Source organism: Psychrobacter sp. YP14, assembly GCF_003209315.1.
Classification (GTDB): Bacteria; Pseudomonadota; Gammaproteobacteria; order Pseudomonadales; family Moraxellaceae; genus Psychrobacter; species Psychrobacter raelei.
The window spans coordinates 108,830-125,000 of record NZ_CP029789.1 but is presented as its reverse complement, the minus strand read 5'-3'; the positions used below and the strand labels follow the sequence as shown (position 1 = coordinate 125,000).

Sequence of the window (16,171 nt, the reverse complement as noted above, 5' to 3'; positions counted from 1 at the left end):
GTAGTAAAGCTGCCACAAAGCCCATTAATAGCGTTAAAATATACCCCCTCCTGCTGATATAAGACGACCTTATATCAGCCCCTCTCCTTTATTTTTATAAAAATATACTTATGACGCCTTTATTCTCCGCACTGTTATCACCCACCGGGTCATCCTCTAACTTATCTGCTTCAAAAGCCATAATGGGCACGCTTATGCTGTCCACTACTGTGATGATGAGCGGCTGTGATCAACCTCCTACCTATGACTATATCAAGGGTGAGACCATGGGAACCAGCTATCACATCACTTTCCAAAACCCAAAGGGGGTGAATCAAGACGAGATTCAGCAAGCCATCGATAAGCGTCTACAGCAGATTAATCTCAGTATGTCGACTTACATGCAAGACTCGACCATCTCTAAATTCAACCGTTTGGGCGCTGGTGAGTCAATCACGGTAGATGCTGATTTTATAAAAGTATTGAATGACTCCAAACAGGTATATCAACAATCAGGCGGCGCCTTTGACCCTACTGTGATGCCGCTAATTAATCTTTGGGGATTTGGCACAGTAATGACGGCCGAAAGATTACAAAACCCGCCAAGCGCCTCTGAGATAGCCACAGCCAAAGCCCTACTCGACTTTAAAGGTATCAAGCTCACCGAAGATAAGCTTAGCAAAGACAAGCCAAACGTGGCGCTGGACTTCTCAGCTGTCGCCAAGGGCTATGGGGTCGATGTGATTGCTGAGGTGCTGCACAAAGACTATAAAATTAATAACTACATGGTGGAGATTGGTGGTGAAGTGTCCACCTCAGGGGTGAACCAAAACGCCCAACCTTGGCAAATTGCCATTGATGCGCCCATCATAGACAGTACCGTCAGCGAGCGTTATACCTTAGCGGCCATTCGCCAGCCCCTCTTAAGCAACAAGCTGCATCTGGCCACCTCGGGCAACTATCGTAACTCGGTGGTGTTCGATGGTCGCCGCTACAGCCATACCATTGACCCCACCACCGGCCAGCCCATTGCCGGCGGTGCGCCCTCTGTGTCTGTCGTGGCAGATAGTGTCTCTTTGGCCGATGCTTGGGCGACTGCTTTGACCGCCATGACTTACGAAAAAGCGCTAGCCACCGCTAAGCAGCATAATTTGGCAGTGCTATTTGTGATACCCAAAGATGGTAAGATCCATGATGAAGTGCCCTCTCTTGAGGAGATTAAAAAGAACAAAGCCGACCCTCTAGCTTACTGGGAAGTGGTCGAGACTCCGGCTATGAAAACGCTACGCTCTGGTCAAAAAGACTAAATATCTAGAGCTATGAGGTACCGGGTTTATAAGCACTATAGCTTAGATTAAGATGGCGGCGAATTGATCGCACCCGTCGCGATTTTAATCAGCCCCGCCTATTTAAGCCAAATATGGTAGAATAGATACCCAAAGATCGATGACAAATCTAGCTTGTGGCACAGCAGTAATAGACTTAGCAACAACTCTATAGTCAGCCTTGCGCCCAAGCCTCTTAATCTAAGTGAGGTTATTATGCTCGCTCAACTTCTTCCTATGCTGCTGATTACCTTCGGCGTCTTTGTCCTATTTTTTTTGATGATGGGCATCGGCTATATGGTAAAAAAAGAGCCGTTACGCGGCTCTTGCGGACGTGTGGCCAACCTGATGGGAGATGAAACCTGTCAGTTTTGCGGTAACGATCCTAATTTGTGTGAACAGATTAATGACGAAAAAGCTTTTGATAGTAAAAAGGCGGCAGACCTAGGTAAATCGGCCTTATGAACCATACCGGATAAGTCAAATCTGCCATAAAGCCCCAAAATCTCAGTAAAACCGCCAGAGAATATAGACTGTTATTAATGTTCAAACTTTCTGGCTTAGGTTCCCCCGATCATTTCTGTTATAGTTAAACCATCGCCTATGCGGTGGTTTTTTTATGCCCGCTAACCTCTACCCCGTCTGTCACAAGTAAGTGGTCTATTATGTCGCATTCTACCTCTGCCCAAAACAGTCTCAGCTCTAAGGCGACGACGCCTAACGCCTCCCAGCCCGCCCATACTTTGGGTCAAAAGACACCACCTGCGGTATTTTGGCTGGTGGTCATCGCCATATTACTGATGGCGAGCAATATGCGCTCGCCCATCGTGGCACTCGGTGCCATAGCGCCTGTGGTCCAGGACGCACTCAATATCAATGCCACCCATATTGGCTGGCTGGGTGCCATTCCTATGCTAATGTTTGCACTCGGCGCCTTAATCTCTCCGGCGATAGGCAAACGCTTTGGGCTTGAGAATACCTTAATTGCGGTGCTATTCGTCATTACTGCCGGTATTATCATGCGCTCAACTTGGGTCAGCTGGCATGGCTTCTTGGTGGGTACGGTATTGCTGTCATTGGCCATCGGTTTTGCCAACACCTTAGTGGCACCGGTTATCAAGCAGCGAACCCCGCACAATATTGCGTTAGTGACCGGATTATTTAGCTTAACCATGTCGGTGATGGCGGGGATAGTCTCAGGACTGGTCTATCCATTGACTGAGCGGATCGGTTGGCAGTGGGCGCTGGGTGGTTGGGCAATATTGGGTATTGCTGCCATTATTGCGTGGGTCATCTTACGTTTAAGGCTTGGATCCTCTCATAAGATGCCCGCAGCGGTAATGAACTCAGAGCAGCAAGCGCAAGAGGACATCTGTATTTGGAAATCAGCACTGGCCTGGCAAATGGCGGTGTTTATGGGGCTACAATCCTTGTTATTTTATACCGTGGCCGCTTTTTTACCCTCCATCTGGATCAGTAAAGGCTTAAGTGAGGTTGAGGGCGGTAGCATGGGCTCGGTGTTCCAGTTTATGGCGCCCATTGCCATTATCGGTATGACGTGGCTAATTCGCCGCGGAATGCAAATTCAGACTGTGGCCATTGCCGCCACGGTACTCAATGTCATTGGCCTAGTCGGTATTACCTATCTATCACCTCACTTAGCTTGGCTGTGGACCGCTATTATGGGGCTTGGCTGTGCCAGTATTTTTACCCTATGTATCATGCTGTTCTCTTTACGCACTTATAGCCCAAACCAAGCCAGTAAACTGTCGGGGATGGCTCAGACCGTGGCTTACTTGGTGGCTTTCGCCGGTCCTTTTGGCGCAGGCTGGCTGCATGAAGCAACTGGCGGCTGGGATAGCCCTTTATTATTTATATTGATACTGACCATCATTAACTTAATTATCGCTTGGCTTGCCAGTCGTCCTATTATGATTGACGGCAAGCCCGCTTAGCGACTACTCTAAGTCAATAATTTTAACTTTTAATCTAAAAATAACTTAAACGGTACTGTTATGAAGTTTTCAAAATACGGACAGCAATTCACCCAAACCAGCGCCATCTCTCAACTTATGGACGACCTAGGCGACGCCCTAAAAAGCCCAACACCTGTCAATATGTTAGGCGGCGGTAATCCAGCACGCATTGATAAAGTGAATGAAGCCTATTTTGAGGTCTATAAATCATTGGAAAAAGGCGGCATTGAAGGCGGCGCCATCGAATCAGTGGGTAACTACTCAAATCCGCAAGGCGATGCCAAATTTATCGAGGCCTTGGTGGCTTTTTTTAACCGTCATTACCACTGGAACCTTACCACTGAGCATATCGTGCTGACCAATGGCTCACAAAATGCTTTTTTCTATTTGTTTAACTTATTTGGTGGTCAATTCGAAGACGAAAAAGGCAATACCACCACCAAATCTATTTTATTGCCACTAGCCCCAGAGTATATCGGCTATAGCGATGTGCACATTGATGGCAAACACTTTATTGCTATAAAGCCTGAGACTGAAGAGGTTGAGCACGAGGGCGAAAGCGGCTTTTTTAAATACAAAATTGACTTTGATGCCTTAGAGAACTTGCCAGCACTAAAAAATGGGGAAATTGGTGCAATCTGCTGCTCACGCCCCACCAACCCCACCGGCAATGTGCTGACCGATGAAGAAATGGCACATTTATCGCAGCTTGCCAAACAGTACGACGTGCCTTTGATTATCGATAATGCTTATGGTGAGCCCTTCCCCAATATTATTTATCCTGATGTCAATCTAAACTGGGATGAGAATACGGTTTTGTGCTTTAGCTTGTCTAAAATAGGCCTACCTGGCGCCCGTACCGGTATCATTATTGCCGCCCCAGAAGTGGTAAAAACCGTGAGCGCCATGAACGCTGTGGTCAATCTGGCCCCCACTCGCTTTGGGGCTGCCATTACCGGACCGCTACTTAATGACGACAGCCTAAAGCAGCTGTGTGATGAGACCATCCAGCCCTTTTATGCAGCAAAAGCTAAGCTTGCCATCGAGCATTTAAAACAGCAGCTGGGTGAGTATCCAGTGTTCATTCACAAGCCTGAAGGGGCGATTTTCTTGTGGGTGTGGTTCAAGGACTTACCCATTAGCACCACAGAGCTTTACGAGCTGTTAAAACAAAAAGCCACGCTCATTGTGCCAAGTGAACACTTCTTCCCAGGCTTAGACATCAGCGATTATCCGCACGCCCATCAGTGCATCCGGATGAGTATTGCCGCCAGTGATGAAACGTTGGCATCGGGCATTAAAGTCATTGGTGAGGTGGTACGCAGCTTATATGACGCCCAATAACAGGCTGTTTTACATCCGCTGTTGTTACATCCGCTGTTGTTACATCAGTTCTTGTTGCATCCGCTGTTGCGACATAAAGCTGATGTTAACACTTGCTGCCCTGTCTAGGAAATAATAGCCATGCCCTCTACTACTGAGACGGTGCCTCACAGCGCTATGAATAAATTGTTTGGTACCGATAGCACCGAGGTGTATCTGATAAGCCAAGAGTGGGCGCAGCCCTTGCAAGCGTATCTGACGGCCAATGAGACACGGCTGGCACCTTATGAGCCCGCCCGTGAGCCCGATTATTACACCTTAGAGGGCGTACAAGCACGTATTGCAGCGGCACTAGATATGCACCGTCAACGCCAAGGCATCTCTATGTTACTCACCTCAAAAAACAGCACACAGGTGATAGGCGTGATTAACTTTAGCGGCTTTATGTATGGGGTATTTCAGGCCGGATATGTGGGCTATTCAATAGACTCAGACTATGAAGGCAAAGGCATTATGAGCGAGGTGCTCAGTAAGGCGCTTGAGTACGTGCGCAAGCACTATGGACTACACCGCATTATGGCCAATTATTTGCCTGATAATCATCGAAGTGCGCGGCTGTTAAATACGCTTGGTTTTGAACAAGAAGGCTATGCCAAGTCTTACTTAAAGATTAATGGGCAGTGGCGTGATCATGTGTTAACTGCCTTAGTCTTTGATGAAAGCTACTCTACAACCACCAGCACTATAGAGGGTCAGTAGTGCATCTATGCTGTGTGCGCCAATTTCACACGCTCATAACCATTCATAAACAGCCAAAGCGCCTGCCCCCTGTTAGTATGAGCTCACATAAGATTTCATTATTTTGTCATTCATACTATTGGGATAAAAAAAAGCCATGTCGATGCCGTTTTTTAAGCCATTATCCGCTGTTGTTATTGCAAGTGCTCTGTTAATGGGCTGCCAGCCCAGCTCAAATGATAAGACGGCCACTCAGTCACAAGCTGAGTCTGCGCCCACAGCCAAGACCCAGACGAACACCAGCGCACCCGCCGCATCACAATCCACCACAAGCGTACAAAGTAGTGCCCCAGCTGAAGTTATTGAGCAGCCAATTACCATACTGGCCCTCGGTGACTCACTCACAGAAGGATTAGGATTGCCCGAAACTGAGGCCTACCCCGCCCAATTAGAAGCGGCATTAAAACAGGCCGGTTATGTCAACGCCAAAGTCATTAACTCTGGCTTAAGCGGCGAGACCAGCACCGGATTGGTGAACCGCTTAGACTGGGTATTAAAAACCAAACCTGACATCACTATTTTGACCACAGGCGCCAACGATGCCATGCGGGGTATCGATGTGGCGACTATCGATAGCAATATTCGCACGGCCATTAAGCGCTTACAGGACCAGGGCAGCGTGGTGGTGCTTGGCGGTATGCAAATCTATGACAACTTAGGGGATGACTACGTCAAATCGTTCTCGGCCATTTATCCCAACATTGCTAAAGACACCGGTGTGGTGTTTATTCCTTTCTTTTTGGACGGCGTTGGCGGTGATGCCAGCCTCAATCAGGCCGATGCCATTCACCCCACCAAAGAGGGCTACGCGCGTATCGTCAATAACAACATCTTGCCGGTGCTTAAACCGGCGCTTGAAAAGGTCGCAGCACAAAAACAGGCCCAGACCGCTCAATAGCGCACGCTATAAATCAGCCACCTTGATTAATTACTTTGCCTAATTACCTTGTTATTTGTCCCCTGACTAAAGAGACTTTATGAGCAGCCAAATCGATAATCCAAACAGCGATGTTAAATCCTCGCCCCTACTGACGGCACGCAACCTAAGCAAAAGCGTGATGATCGGCGATACCAAGACCGACATCATAAAAGGTGTCGACGTGTCGATTGACGCTGGTGAGTTTGTCGTCATAATGGGAAAATCAGGGTCAGGCAAGTCAACTTTGCTGGGGCTACTGGCAGGACTTGATTATCCAGATAGTGGAGAGATTTGGCTTGATGGCCAAAACCTCACTACCCTAAGCGAGGATGAATTGGCACAAAAACGTCAGCAGGATATGGGATTTGTGTTTCAGTCATTTCATTTATTACCAACCTTAACCGTGGCTGAAAACATCGCGTTTCCGCTGGATATTGCACGTCGTCCTGACCCAGAGCGGGTGGTGCAATTATTGACAGCGGTTGGTCTTACCCACCGCCGTGACAGCTTACCCCATCAGCTTTCAGGCGGTGAACAGCAGCGCACAGCACTCGCCCGCGCCCTGGTCGCCCGTCCCAAAATCATCTTCGCTGATGAGCCCACCGGTAACTTAGATGAACAAAATGCGCAGCAAGTGATGCACTTATTATTGGAGCTACAGCAGCAGTCTGGGACGGCCTTGGTGGTGGTGACCCATGACCCAGCGATGACTGAGCATGCCGATCAGGTCATTACCATTCATGATGGGCAGGTAGAATAGTCTACAAGCATACGCTGCCACCAGCCTACAACATCTGATTGGCCAATACCCCAAATATCTGAGCCCGCTTAACCGTCTGTACTGCCCAAGCATAATGGGTGGCAGGCTCGAGCATGGTATTGTTGTGTTTAAATACCGCTTTGGCATCTTGAGCTAAGATAGCTTGCGCCTCCTCTAATACCCGCGTAGATACCGAAAAAGCCTGCTGTACCAAGGCAATTTGCGCCGGATGAATGACCGTCTTGCCCACCAAGCCGAGTGAGACATCGGTGGCAAGCTCTTGGATAAACAAAGCGGTATTATCGAAGTACTCACACACAGGTGCCGTCAAATAATAGCCTTGTGGCACAAAAGTCCCAATAAGCTGATGCATCAAGGTGCCCACAGGGGTCTCATAAATGGTCTGAGTGCTGGGTCGACGCAAGCGCAGGGCAGAAAATAAATCATTGCCGCCAATGCGTAATGCAAATACCCGCTCATCAAAGGCATGCGCTAAGGCCGTGGCTAGGGCCTGATTGTGTGCCGGATCAAATAAGCGGCCGGTCTCTAAGGTGGGCATTAATAGACTGTCCTCTTGCACCTGCTGGCAGGCCAAGCGCCAATTAGACAGACTGTCCATGTCCACTTTGGGCAGCACGTAGCCATCGACCAGATTAATGTTTGGCAAGGCGGCCAGCTGCATTAGCATCTGCGGATTGCGCGGGCGAATAAACACCAGCGGTCGATTGCTCTTTTGTACTGCTGATATTTGAATGCCTGTGGCCTCATCTATCTGATTTACACACTGACTGCGTGATACGCTAAGCGGCGTATCTTGTTGAACACTGGCCCAATGTGACAATAGCTTTTGTATGTTACTCCAAGCATAAGGCACATCGCTTTCGCTCACCGCATCCTCTAAGCAGATAATGACGCTGTCTAAATTTGGCAGTTTGCTGCGGCTAATCACCGCCCAGACATCCTCGCGTGTGGCAGGCATGTACAGGCTTGCCCCTAACTGATAAGGGTGCAATGGGCTCTCGGATATGGCACTTGCTGAGCTCAAAAAATTCGGCTCATTCATAGCGATATTGGGCGCATTACTGTCAGAGACACCTGAGGTAATTAAAGGGGGTAACGGGGTCATGATATACACTCTAAGATTAGAAAAACTGCGATTAGATATAAAGCTTATGCGATAGGATTTGGTTTTTTTTGATATGTAGCAGGGCTATTGGTCACGTTTTTTGATGATGGTGACCGCTTGATACGGCAAAATCTGCTCGCCAATCACCGTCACAGCCACCCCCTTTTGTTGACACAAATGCCTTAATAATGCCGTGTCAGGATGATCGGCACTGGCCAATAACACTTGCTCAGGATCACGCCGCATCACGGCTCGGGTAGCCTCAGCAATGGTGGGCTTAATACGATTGATGTTACTAATCTGATAATGATTGGCCAACGTCTCAATAATACGCTGCGCATGATAACGCGGGGCTGCATAAGTCGGCAAAGCGGTTGTGTTGGCATTTTGCAAAAGCAGCTGATGGCGCATGTCTTCTATGGCCTCGATAAAACTTAAACTGTGATCTTTATGCGCCAAATCATGATAAATCACGCTTTGATGTAAGCCGGATGTTAAGTCGTGATTGGGGGCGCTATACAAGGTTCGTGATATCAGGCCAGAGACGGTACTGCCAAGCAGACCTGAAGGTATCAGCCAATCCTCATTACTGGCCGATAACCACGCCACGCCCGCAGGGTCAGCAAGGGTTAACAAGGGAACCACACCACGGCCTTGATGAAACACATTGCTAAAGCTTGCATCTGCCGTCCAATGCTTATCCAAATAAGCCTTTAAGCTGCGTGACAGCTCACCATAAATGGCCCCTTTACCGGTCCAGCCATCGACGAAGACTATTGGACTTGTGGGGTGAGCGCTCAAGATCTTGGTGAGGGCCACCGGATCTAGCCCTCTATCACGGATAATACTGACGCCATAATGCTGACTGGGCAAATGATAAGGTGCGCCACCATCGCTTAAAGCCCGCTGTAGCAAAACCCCTATCGGCAATCCTGCCCGCACCAAACTCACCAAAATCAGTGGAGACCGGCTATTTGTCTGCGTCTCAAACAAGCTTTTTAAAGTGGTACTAAGCCGAACAATATCCTGCGCCAAGCGTAACTTTCCTTGCTGTAACGCCTGTTGATACATCTGCTCATGGGCGTCAGAAGGCGCTTTTTCTAAAGTCAGCATGTCTGAGTAATGCTGCTGTCCGCTTTGAATCAGCGCCTCTTTTTGTGCCACCGGTACATCCCTAACACCCGACTTATCAACAATGTCTAATAACAAAGTCACATCGCTTGGCAGATAGCTGCCACAATACGAAGTAATGTCTGATGGCGGCGTTGTTTTGTGTAAATCCATAGCTTAGCTGCTTTATCTTTTATATTTAAAAACGGTTATATTTAAAAACGGTTATATTTAAAAAGTATGTTTAAACAAGGCGATGTGTTAGCGAGGGTAGATTGAAAATAGGCTGTATTTAAAGCACATGAATGTGGTCATGAAGTTGACCATGATTGGGGGTGCCGTACCAATCAAGCTGCTGCAAAAAAGGTAAATCTGCCAAGCTATCGCCAAAGCCAAAGCTAGGGCGAGCGTGGTCTAAATGCTGCTCAAACAAGTAGGCTACCGCATGACGTTTATGGATACCCTTGGGCAATATGGCCAAATTATTGGCATTGCTATGGATATAAAAATCATCGGCCAACTGGGGGTGCTCAGCCAGCAGCCACTCACCAAATTGCTGTAACGCCATGGCATCTTTTTGGTGATGCTTGATGGCCAAATAAATCAGCATCTCGCTCAATGAGTCATCGCTGGAGTCAGTGCCTGGTGCCACAAAATCATCGTGATGCAGCGCCAGTCTTAATGGCCCTTGCTGTCTGTGGTTATACGCCTCAATAATCGCTATTAACTGCTGTAACTTGGCTTGTAGCGGCGCTAATATTGCGCCCATCTGGTGTTGCCAAGCCTTTAATGGCTCCCCTGAGGGCTGTAAGATAAGGGCGCCATGGGTCAGCACTTGCCAGCTGCTAAAGTTAAGCACTACCCGTTTAATCTCATGTCGGTCACGAGCTGTCACCACAATCAGCTCCGTACTTGCGAGTAACCAATTAAAAAACAGCTGCTGGCGCTGGGTCATAAGACTTAATGGCTCACCTTGTTTATTGACGGCGGCATATACCAAATGATGTGGCTCAGCAGTCGGTAGCTGCCACGCTGCAATTTTTCGTTGTGTCTGAAATAAGGTGTCATCCAAATCCATCAATGCATAAGGCTTGATGATTAACGAGTCGGGCATAAAGGGCGTTAAGCTATGGGTATTGATTGTCATCGTTAGGGACTCACCACAATCACGTTATCTAAGTTATGCCACAGCGCATCGACACTCTCAGTGGGTGTCTCGACACACAGCACAATGATATCCCACTGCTCAGGGACCACGTTATACACAAAGTTGGTCATACCTAGGCCATAATTATCTTGGAAGCTTAGTACTGCGTCAATGGCACCGCCCAAAGCAATCGGTGATCGGGTCAAAGCGCTAAAGCTCACCTGTGCACGGCTTTGTGATGTCATCAGCGCCTGCTGCTCTATCCACTCTGCCAATAAAAAAGGCAACCACACAAACTCATTACTTCCCAGCACCAAAATTCGCGTAGACTGAGCATTATCAGTGGTGCCTCTATCCTTAATAAACGGATCGCTGACCACATCAATGCCACGTGCTTTTTGATAAGCCTGCTTAAAGCGTGCTAAAAAATGAGCAAAGCCCTCGGTGCTGTCTAAGGTAGGTTGACGCCCCCAGTTGCCAGTTGCTAACAGCGGCTGACTGCCGGCGTCAGTGGTATCGACACTGGGCATAGTAATCGGCTGTGGATCGGGCGCATCGGTCCATTGCCAGTCGCCAGCCATCAAGTGATGACGCTCAAAGGCTATCCCTTCTAAGCGAAGAGCGATATGGTCATCATTGTCTGCTTGTCCTAACGACCAATCCACCAAAGTTACCAAATGTACCTGCTCAAGCTCAGTGAGCCCCGCCTCTCGTAAGGCACTGACCACATTGACACAAGTATTTCCGGTTGAGGCTTCATCATCCACCATAATCAAGGTCTTACTGGCCATTAGCTGCGCCTGTATGTGCGGCTCATCGCTTTGATAAATCAGATGGGTGCTCGCATGGCTATGGTCCTCACTAAAGGTGGTCAGTAGGCTTGCTTGCTGCTGAGCATGACGGGTGGAGTTGAGCAGCAGCGCATTGGGATAACGTGCCTGTAACGCTTGATGCACGCCTGCTGACAGTCCCACTGCGGTCTCAGCCATACCCACCACCACTATCGGCTCAGGCAAATTATCCGGCACCGTATGAGCCAAATGGCTAAAAGCTTGGCGCATGATCTGAGGCGATACCGGAATATGTCGACCCAGTACTTTGGAGACAAACAAAAACGCCCGCTTCGGATTAATACGCTGCGCAAATCCCAGCAGGTCATCAAGCTGATAGCTGTGCTCACCACTTAGCCGATAGCTTAAGTCAAGCGTGCCTCTGGGCAGCTCTACCCGCTTTTGTTGATAAGACAGTGAATCAGTTGGGGGATGTTTGCTATCGCAGGTCATGGTCAAAACTTTCCTTTGGCGCTCTGTAATACACGAATTATATGATGCGTACATCCGGCGCCGTAATGGGTCAGGTATTACAAATTGTCAATGATCAATTTTATGCGAGGGCTACTCGCTTAATGAATACTCACTTAATGGCTACTCGCTGGGCTCAATCAAAACACTACACATAATAGAGCGTACTTGGCAGGGCTTTATTTGTGTCGTGATGAGCGGCAAATCTGGCTTATCTTCAACTCCTAGCCAGTAGCCAAAGGCGATCTGGGTTAAATCGATACCACTGTGTACGGTATACCCTATACCCCCTGAAGGACGTGAGTTAATCTCAAGCACTTTGTGATTGCCCGCCTCATCAGCCTTGGTCTGTACGCTTACAATACCGTCACAACCAAAGGCACGAATTAAAGGGATAATTACCGCCATTACTGACTCATCATAGCCCAGATGCTGTACCTTGCCGACCTTATAACGGGTCACAGCAGCCAACACTTCACCGCGCTCACAGACCACATCAATAGAGTACTCTTTGCCAGGCAAATAAGGCATGAGCAACATCGGAATCGGCCGCTGTTTTACCATAACGCTGTTAGAATAAGCACTAATAAACTCAGAGGTGGTGATTCTGCGATTATCCGTGAAATACAGATGCTCAAAGCTGTCGTAGCTTGCGCTCTGTACGTCCAATGAGGCTTGAGCATGGGTATCTAGACACCAAAACCCTTGGGCAAATATGCCACTAATTGGCTTCACACAAAGCGGCTGATGACCATGGGTCTCAATCAATTGCTTAAGCTCATCTACTGTATCAAAGCGCCAGCCTTCTGCCGCAGCAATGTTGTGCGCCTGACAATGACTCATAAAGGCAAATTTATCATCGATTTTTTGTAGCATCTCAGTCGAGGTGGCGCCCGTTAGCAGACGAATACCCGCCTGCTCAAACTGAGCTCGCTGCGCCTCATAAGTGATACTATTGCGACCTGTTAACAGCACCTTGGTATTGGCCTTAATGGCGTGCTGTAACACAAACTGCCAGCGCGCCAAACCGCTTTGTTGCTCTTGCTTGACGCTTGGCTCGATAAAGACGTGATCGGCAAACTCAAAAATCTCCGGGCGCTGCGAACGATGTGAGGCAATAACTTCAAATGGCGTTATACTGCGCCGCTTTAATTGCTGTAAACTTTGTAGCATATCACGCTGACTTGACTGCCCTTCAGCAAGCCAAACACTAGGCGCACAACTAAACGTGGAGGGACACATAGATAACCCTTTAATAAAAATACCAACGACTCACTGCCTCTATTTAACAGCTGCATTATAGGCACATTTTAGGATAAATAATCGCTTTTTTATGCGTTTATTCTCTCTTTTGCTTCGCCCTTTAGCTTGCCCTTTAACCTGCTTTTTAATTTGCCTTTCGTTAAAGCCAAATCTGCTAGACTACTATCACAGTACCAAAATCATTATAAGTAGACAAAGCTGGTCATCGCCTTAACAAATCATGGCCAAACTTAAGCACAGTAGGCTAGGAAGGCTAAGCTGCCCCCTTTATTCGTTCTATGGAGAGTTATTATGAGTCAAACTTTAATTGCCGGTGCCAATGCGCCGCTACCCACCGATAATATTAGTGTACGTATTTTAAGTGACCAGCCCATTGATTGTGCTGCCTACCGCTTAGCCGAAACTGGTAAGGTGCGCGGTGACGGCGACATGGTGTTTTATGGTCAGACCCGCAGCGATGATGGCAGTGTCAGCCATCGCGGCCACGATACTGATGCGTTTTTTGACATCAGCCTACCTACGCAACCACAAACTATCCAAAAAATTGCTTTGGCTTTTTCAAGCAATCAGCCTTTATCACAATTGGGCGATATTCAATTGCAAGTGCTCCAAGGTACAACTGTACTGATGACCTGCCATGTACAAAGTGCCAATCGCAGCGAAAAAGCACTTATCTTAGGGGAATGCTATCGCCGCCAAGGCCAATGGAAATTTCGATTTATCTCGCAAGGATTTGATGGCGGATTGAAGCCACTGTCTGAGCATTTTGGGGTAGAAATCGCTGATGAGGCGCCTGCACCTAGTCCTGTAGCAACGCCACCGGCTCAGAACCGAAGCTCACAAATGCCGCCCCCTATTAGCGCACCTGCACCCAGCTCACCTGCGCCGCGCTCGGTTAATTTGTCCAAAATCAGCCTGACCAAAAATCAATCCAGTATTAACCTGAAGAAAAAAGATGATTTTGGCAAAATCACCGTCAACCTAAACTGGAATCGCCAGAACGCTAGCGGAGCTAATACAGCGGTTAAAAAGAAAGGCTTTTTAAACGATTTGTTTGCCGCAAAATCAACCGGTATAGACCTTGATGTTGGTGCGATGGTGCACCTAAATAATGGCGAGCGCACCTTAATTCAGGCACTCGGCGGCCGATTTGGTGATCTTCAAAGAGCGCCTTATGTGTTACTGCGCGGCGATGACCGCACCGGCCAAAGCCTAGACGGTGAATGGCTCGATATCAATGGTGCTCGCTGGAGCGATATCAAAGAGGTGTTTATCTTCGCCTTTATCTACGAAGGGGCACCCAACTGGGCACAAACCGATGGCACAGTCACCATTTATGTCCCCGACCAACCGCCTATTGAGACGCGGATGACGGAGGGCAATAACGCCTCAGGCATGTGTGCCGTTGCTCGGTTAATGAACCAAAATGGCAGTATTAATGTGGAGCGTATTAACCGCTATTTCTCCGGCCATCAGCAGATGGATGAAGCCTTTGGTTGGGGCTTTAACTGGAAGCGAGCTCGCAAATAAAGTCAGTTGCGGCGCCTGCTCTACTTGTGACATAAAAAAACGCTGACCTAGGTCAGCGTTTTTTTATCAGTTAGCATAAGTTATGGGTTATCTATAGTGCCCGACCCTAGCTTTAGACATGGGTTGAGTTTGGGCACCAATAATTAGGCGTGAGGGGTAATCGCTGGCATTAAGTCATTAAAGGTGCGGCCACTGGCCACTTCACCAATGGCGTGCATCTTCCACTCACCATTATGGCGATAGACTTTAGCCATAATCATAGCGGTATGATTGCCTTGAGAGGATAAGTTATAGCGCGCCACCTCAGCATTGTTACCTGCATCGACGATACGGCAATAAGCGTTTTCAACGGTAGAGAAGTTCTGACCGGTAAAGCTATTGACCGTGAACACCAATGACTTGACATGGGCTGGGATTTTGCTCAAATCCACATTAATGACCTCATCATCACCATCACCGGCACCCGTGCGGTTGTCACCGGTGTGCAAGATACTGCCATCTTTAGAGCGCAGTTGATTGAACCAGATGGCATCAACTGGCTGCTTGTTATCATCAAACATAATGCATGAAGCATCCAGATCAATGCTGTCACCGCCGCCTGACCCACCGCCACCAAATAATGCGCCTAAAAAGCCGCCTTTTTTTGCAGGGGCAGCAGAGCCGGCAACATCCCAGCCTAGGCCCATTTTAATTTGAGTTAGCGTACCACCGGCTTCTTTGCTCAGTGAAATCTTTTGTCCTTTTTGCAGATTAACTGCCATGTTACTTATCCTTGATATATGAATTTATGCAGGCGTGATGGCTGTAAATGTCGGCGTTATAAAATATTATCTAAAAATCCGCCACTGCCACCGCGTCCGCCTGAGCTACTGCCCAAAATGCTTTGTACCCAGCCTCGATAGGTGTCTCGGTTACGTGAACAGATGATGACCTTACCTTGACCTGAGAAATTTAGCACCATCCCCTCGCCACTGGTGACGGAGTTGATGATATTACTCATAAAGCCTTTTTTCTTACTGGTTGAGACCGATAAACTGTACTGCAGATTAGAGTCCCAGCACACCACATGACCATTGTCGATGACCACATCTTTGCCGGGCGTCACCTCAATCTCAAATAAAGAGCCAAAGCCTGAGACCACCAGCTGACCTTGGCCTTGGGTCTGCATCACCACAAATCCGCCGGTATCACCGAATACCGCACCACCTAAGTTGCGCTGAATATTGGCCTTTACTTCAACCTCTCGGGTAGCTGCCACAAAGGCGCCATCACTTAATGTATATTGCTGAGGGCCAATATCCAAAATCTGCATGTCACCATCTAAGGTGGGGGCCAATAAGCAGTCCCCTTCCCCATTTGTGGCAGCAATCTCTTGTTGAAACAGTGATTCATCATTGGCAAATCGGCGCATCAAAGACTGCATCAGACCGCCTTGCAACTTACCCTTTAGCTCAAGATTATTCTCCATCATAACCATCGCATTGGCTTCACAATAAATAGAGTCGCCAGGCTTTAAATTACAATGTAAAAATGGCTCAATTGTGCCAATGAGACTAAAGGTTGCCGCCATGATACTGTCCTTTTACGCCGTTCTTTTACTCAATTGGCTTAGAC

Annotated in this window: 15 protein-coding genes; 8 read left to right on the top strand and 7 right to left on the bottom strand. The window is 48.1% G+C overall.

Annotated elements, in window-relative coordinates; all coding sequences use genetic code 11:
- Positions 1-110: 110 nt before the first annotated feature.
- From DLE54_RS00525 to DLE54_RS00495, 7 genes are all read left to right on the top strand, one after another.
- Positions 111-1,286, top strand: coding sequence for an FAD:protein FMN transferase (locus DLE54_RS00525; RefSeq protein ID WP_110815905.1), 1,176 nt, complete (start codon positions 111-113; stop codon positions 1,284-1,286).
- A gap of 234 nt (positions 1,287-1,520) precedes the next feature.
- A complete protein-coding gene (nqrM, locus tag DLE54_RS00520) occupies positions 1,521-1,769 on the top strand; it encodes a (Na+)-NQR maturation NqrM (RefSeq protein ID WP_011959387.1) in 249 nt (82 codons plus the stop codon).
- Between the two features lie 200 nt (positions 1,770-1,969).
- The gene (locus tag DLE54_RS00515; RefSeq protein WP_110815904.1) at positions 1,970-3,259 is read left to right on the top strand and encodes a CynX/NimT family MFS transporter; all 1,290 of its coding nucleotides are present in this window, start codon (positions 1,970-1,972) and stop codon (positions 3,257-3,259) included.
- Positions 3,260-3,319: 60 nt separating this feature from the next.
- On the top strand, positions 3,320-4,624 hold the full coding sequence (locus DLE54_RS00510; RefSeq protein ID WP_110815903.1) for a valine--pyruvate transaminase: 1,305 nt from the start codon (positions 3,320-3,322) through the stop codon (positions 4,622-4,624).
- A gap of 120 nt (positions 4,625-4,744) precedes the next feature.
- Entirely contained in the window at positions 4,745-5,362 is a 618-nt protein-coding gene (locus DLE54_RS00505) for a GNAT family N-acetyltransferase (protein WP_110815902.1), read from the top strand.
- 136 nt (positions 5,363-5,498) lie between these two features.
- Positions 5,499-6,299: an arylesterase gene (locus tag DLE54_RS00500; RefSeq protein WP_110815901.1), complete on the top strand. Its 801-nt coding sequence runs from the start codon at positions 5,499-5,501 to the stop codon at positions 6,297-6,299.
- A 79-nt stretch (positions 6,300-6,378) separates the two neighbouring features.
- On the top strand, positions 6,379-7,080 hold the full coding sequence (locus tag DLE54_RS00495; protein ID WP_110815900.1) for an ABC transporter ATP-binding protein: 702 nt from the start codon (positions 6,379-6,381) through the stop codon (positions 7,078-7,080).
- A gap of 25 nt (positions 7,081-7,105) precedes the next feature.
- On the opposite strand, the gene DLE54_RS00490 is transcribed toward DLE54_RS00495, so the two are convergent.
- The 5 genes from DLE54_RS00490 to DLE54_RS00470 form a co-directional block, all read right to left on the bottom strand.
- Positions 7,106-8,206: an HpcH/HpaI aldolase/citrate lyase family protein gene (locus DLE54_RS00490; RefSeq protein WP_413775363.1), complete on the bottom strand. Its 1,101-nt coding sequence runs from the start codon at positions 8,204-8,206 to the stop codon at positions 7,106-7,108.
- Between the two features lie 84 nt (positions 8,207-8,290).
- Positions 8,291-9,490, bottom strand: coding sequence for a cysteine protease StiP family protein (locus DLE54_RS00485; protein ID WP_110815899.1), 1,200 nt, complete (start codon positions 9,488-9,490; stop codon positions 8,291-8,293).
- Between the two features lie 118 nt (positions 9,491-9,608).
- Positions 9,609-10,463, bottom strand: a complete 855-nt coding sequence (locus DLE54_RS00480; protein ID WP_110815898.1) for an HAD hydrolase family protein — start codon at positions 10,461-10,463, stop codon at positions 9,609-9,611.
- A gap of 2 nt (positions 10,464-10,465) precedes the next feature.
- Entirely contained in the window at positions 10,466-11,746 is a 1,281-nt protein-coding gene (locus tag DLE54_RS00475; RefSeq protein WP_110815897.1) for a phosphoribosyltransferase domain-containing protein, read from the bottom strand.
- Between the two features lie 141 nt (positions 11,747-11,887).
- Positions 11,888-13,006 carry an ATP-grasp domain-containing protein gene (locus DLE54_RS00470; RefSeq protein WP_110815896.1) on the bottom strand — a complete coding sequence of 373 codons (1,119 nt, stop codon included), beginning with the start codon at positions 13,004-13,006 and terminating at the stop codon, positions 11,888-11,890.
- Between the two features lie 312 nt (positions 13,007-13,318).
- Between DLE54_RS00470 and DLE54_RS00465 the strand changes: the two genes are divergently transcribed.
- A complete protein-coding gene (locus DLE54_RS00465) occupies positions 13,319-14,557 on the top strand; it encodes a TerD family protein (protein WP_110815895.1) in 1,239 nt (412 codons plus the stop codon).
- A 143-nt stretch (positions 14,558-14,700) separates the two neighbouring features.
- Here the strand turns inward: DLE54_RS00465 and DLE54_RS00460 are convergent, their stop codons facing one another.
- Both DLE54_RS00460 and DLE54_RS00455 read right to left on the bottom strand, forming a co-directional pair.
- Positions 14,701-15,318, bottom strand: coding sequence for a TerD family protein (locus DLE54_RS00460; RefSeq protein WP_011959375.1), 618 nt, complete (start codon positions 15,316-15,318; stop codon positions 14,701-14,703).
- A 56-nt stretch (positions 15,319-15,374) separates the two neighbouring features.
- Positions 15,375-16,127, bottom strand: coding sequence for a TIGR00266 family protein (locus tag DLE54_RS00455; RefSeq protein ID WP_011959374.1), 753 nt, complete (start codon positions 16,125-16,127; stop codon positions 15,375-15,377).
- Between the last annotated feature and the right edge of the window lie 44 nt (positions 16,128-16,171).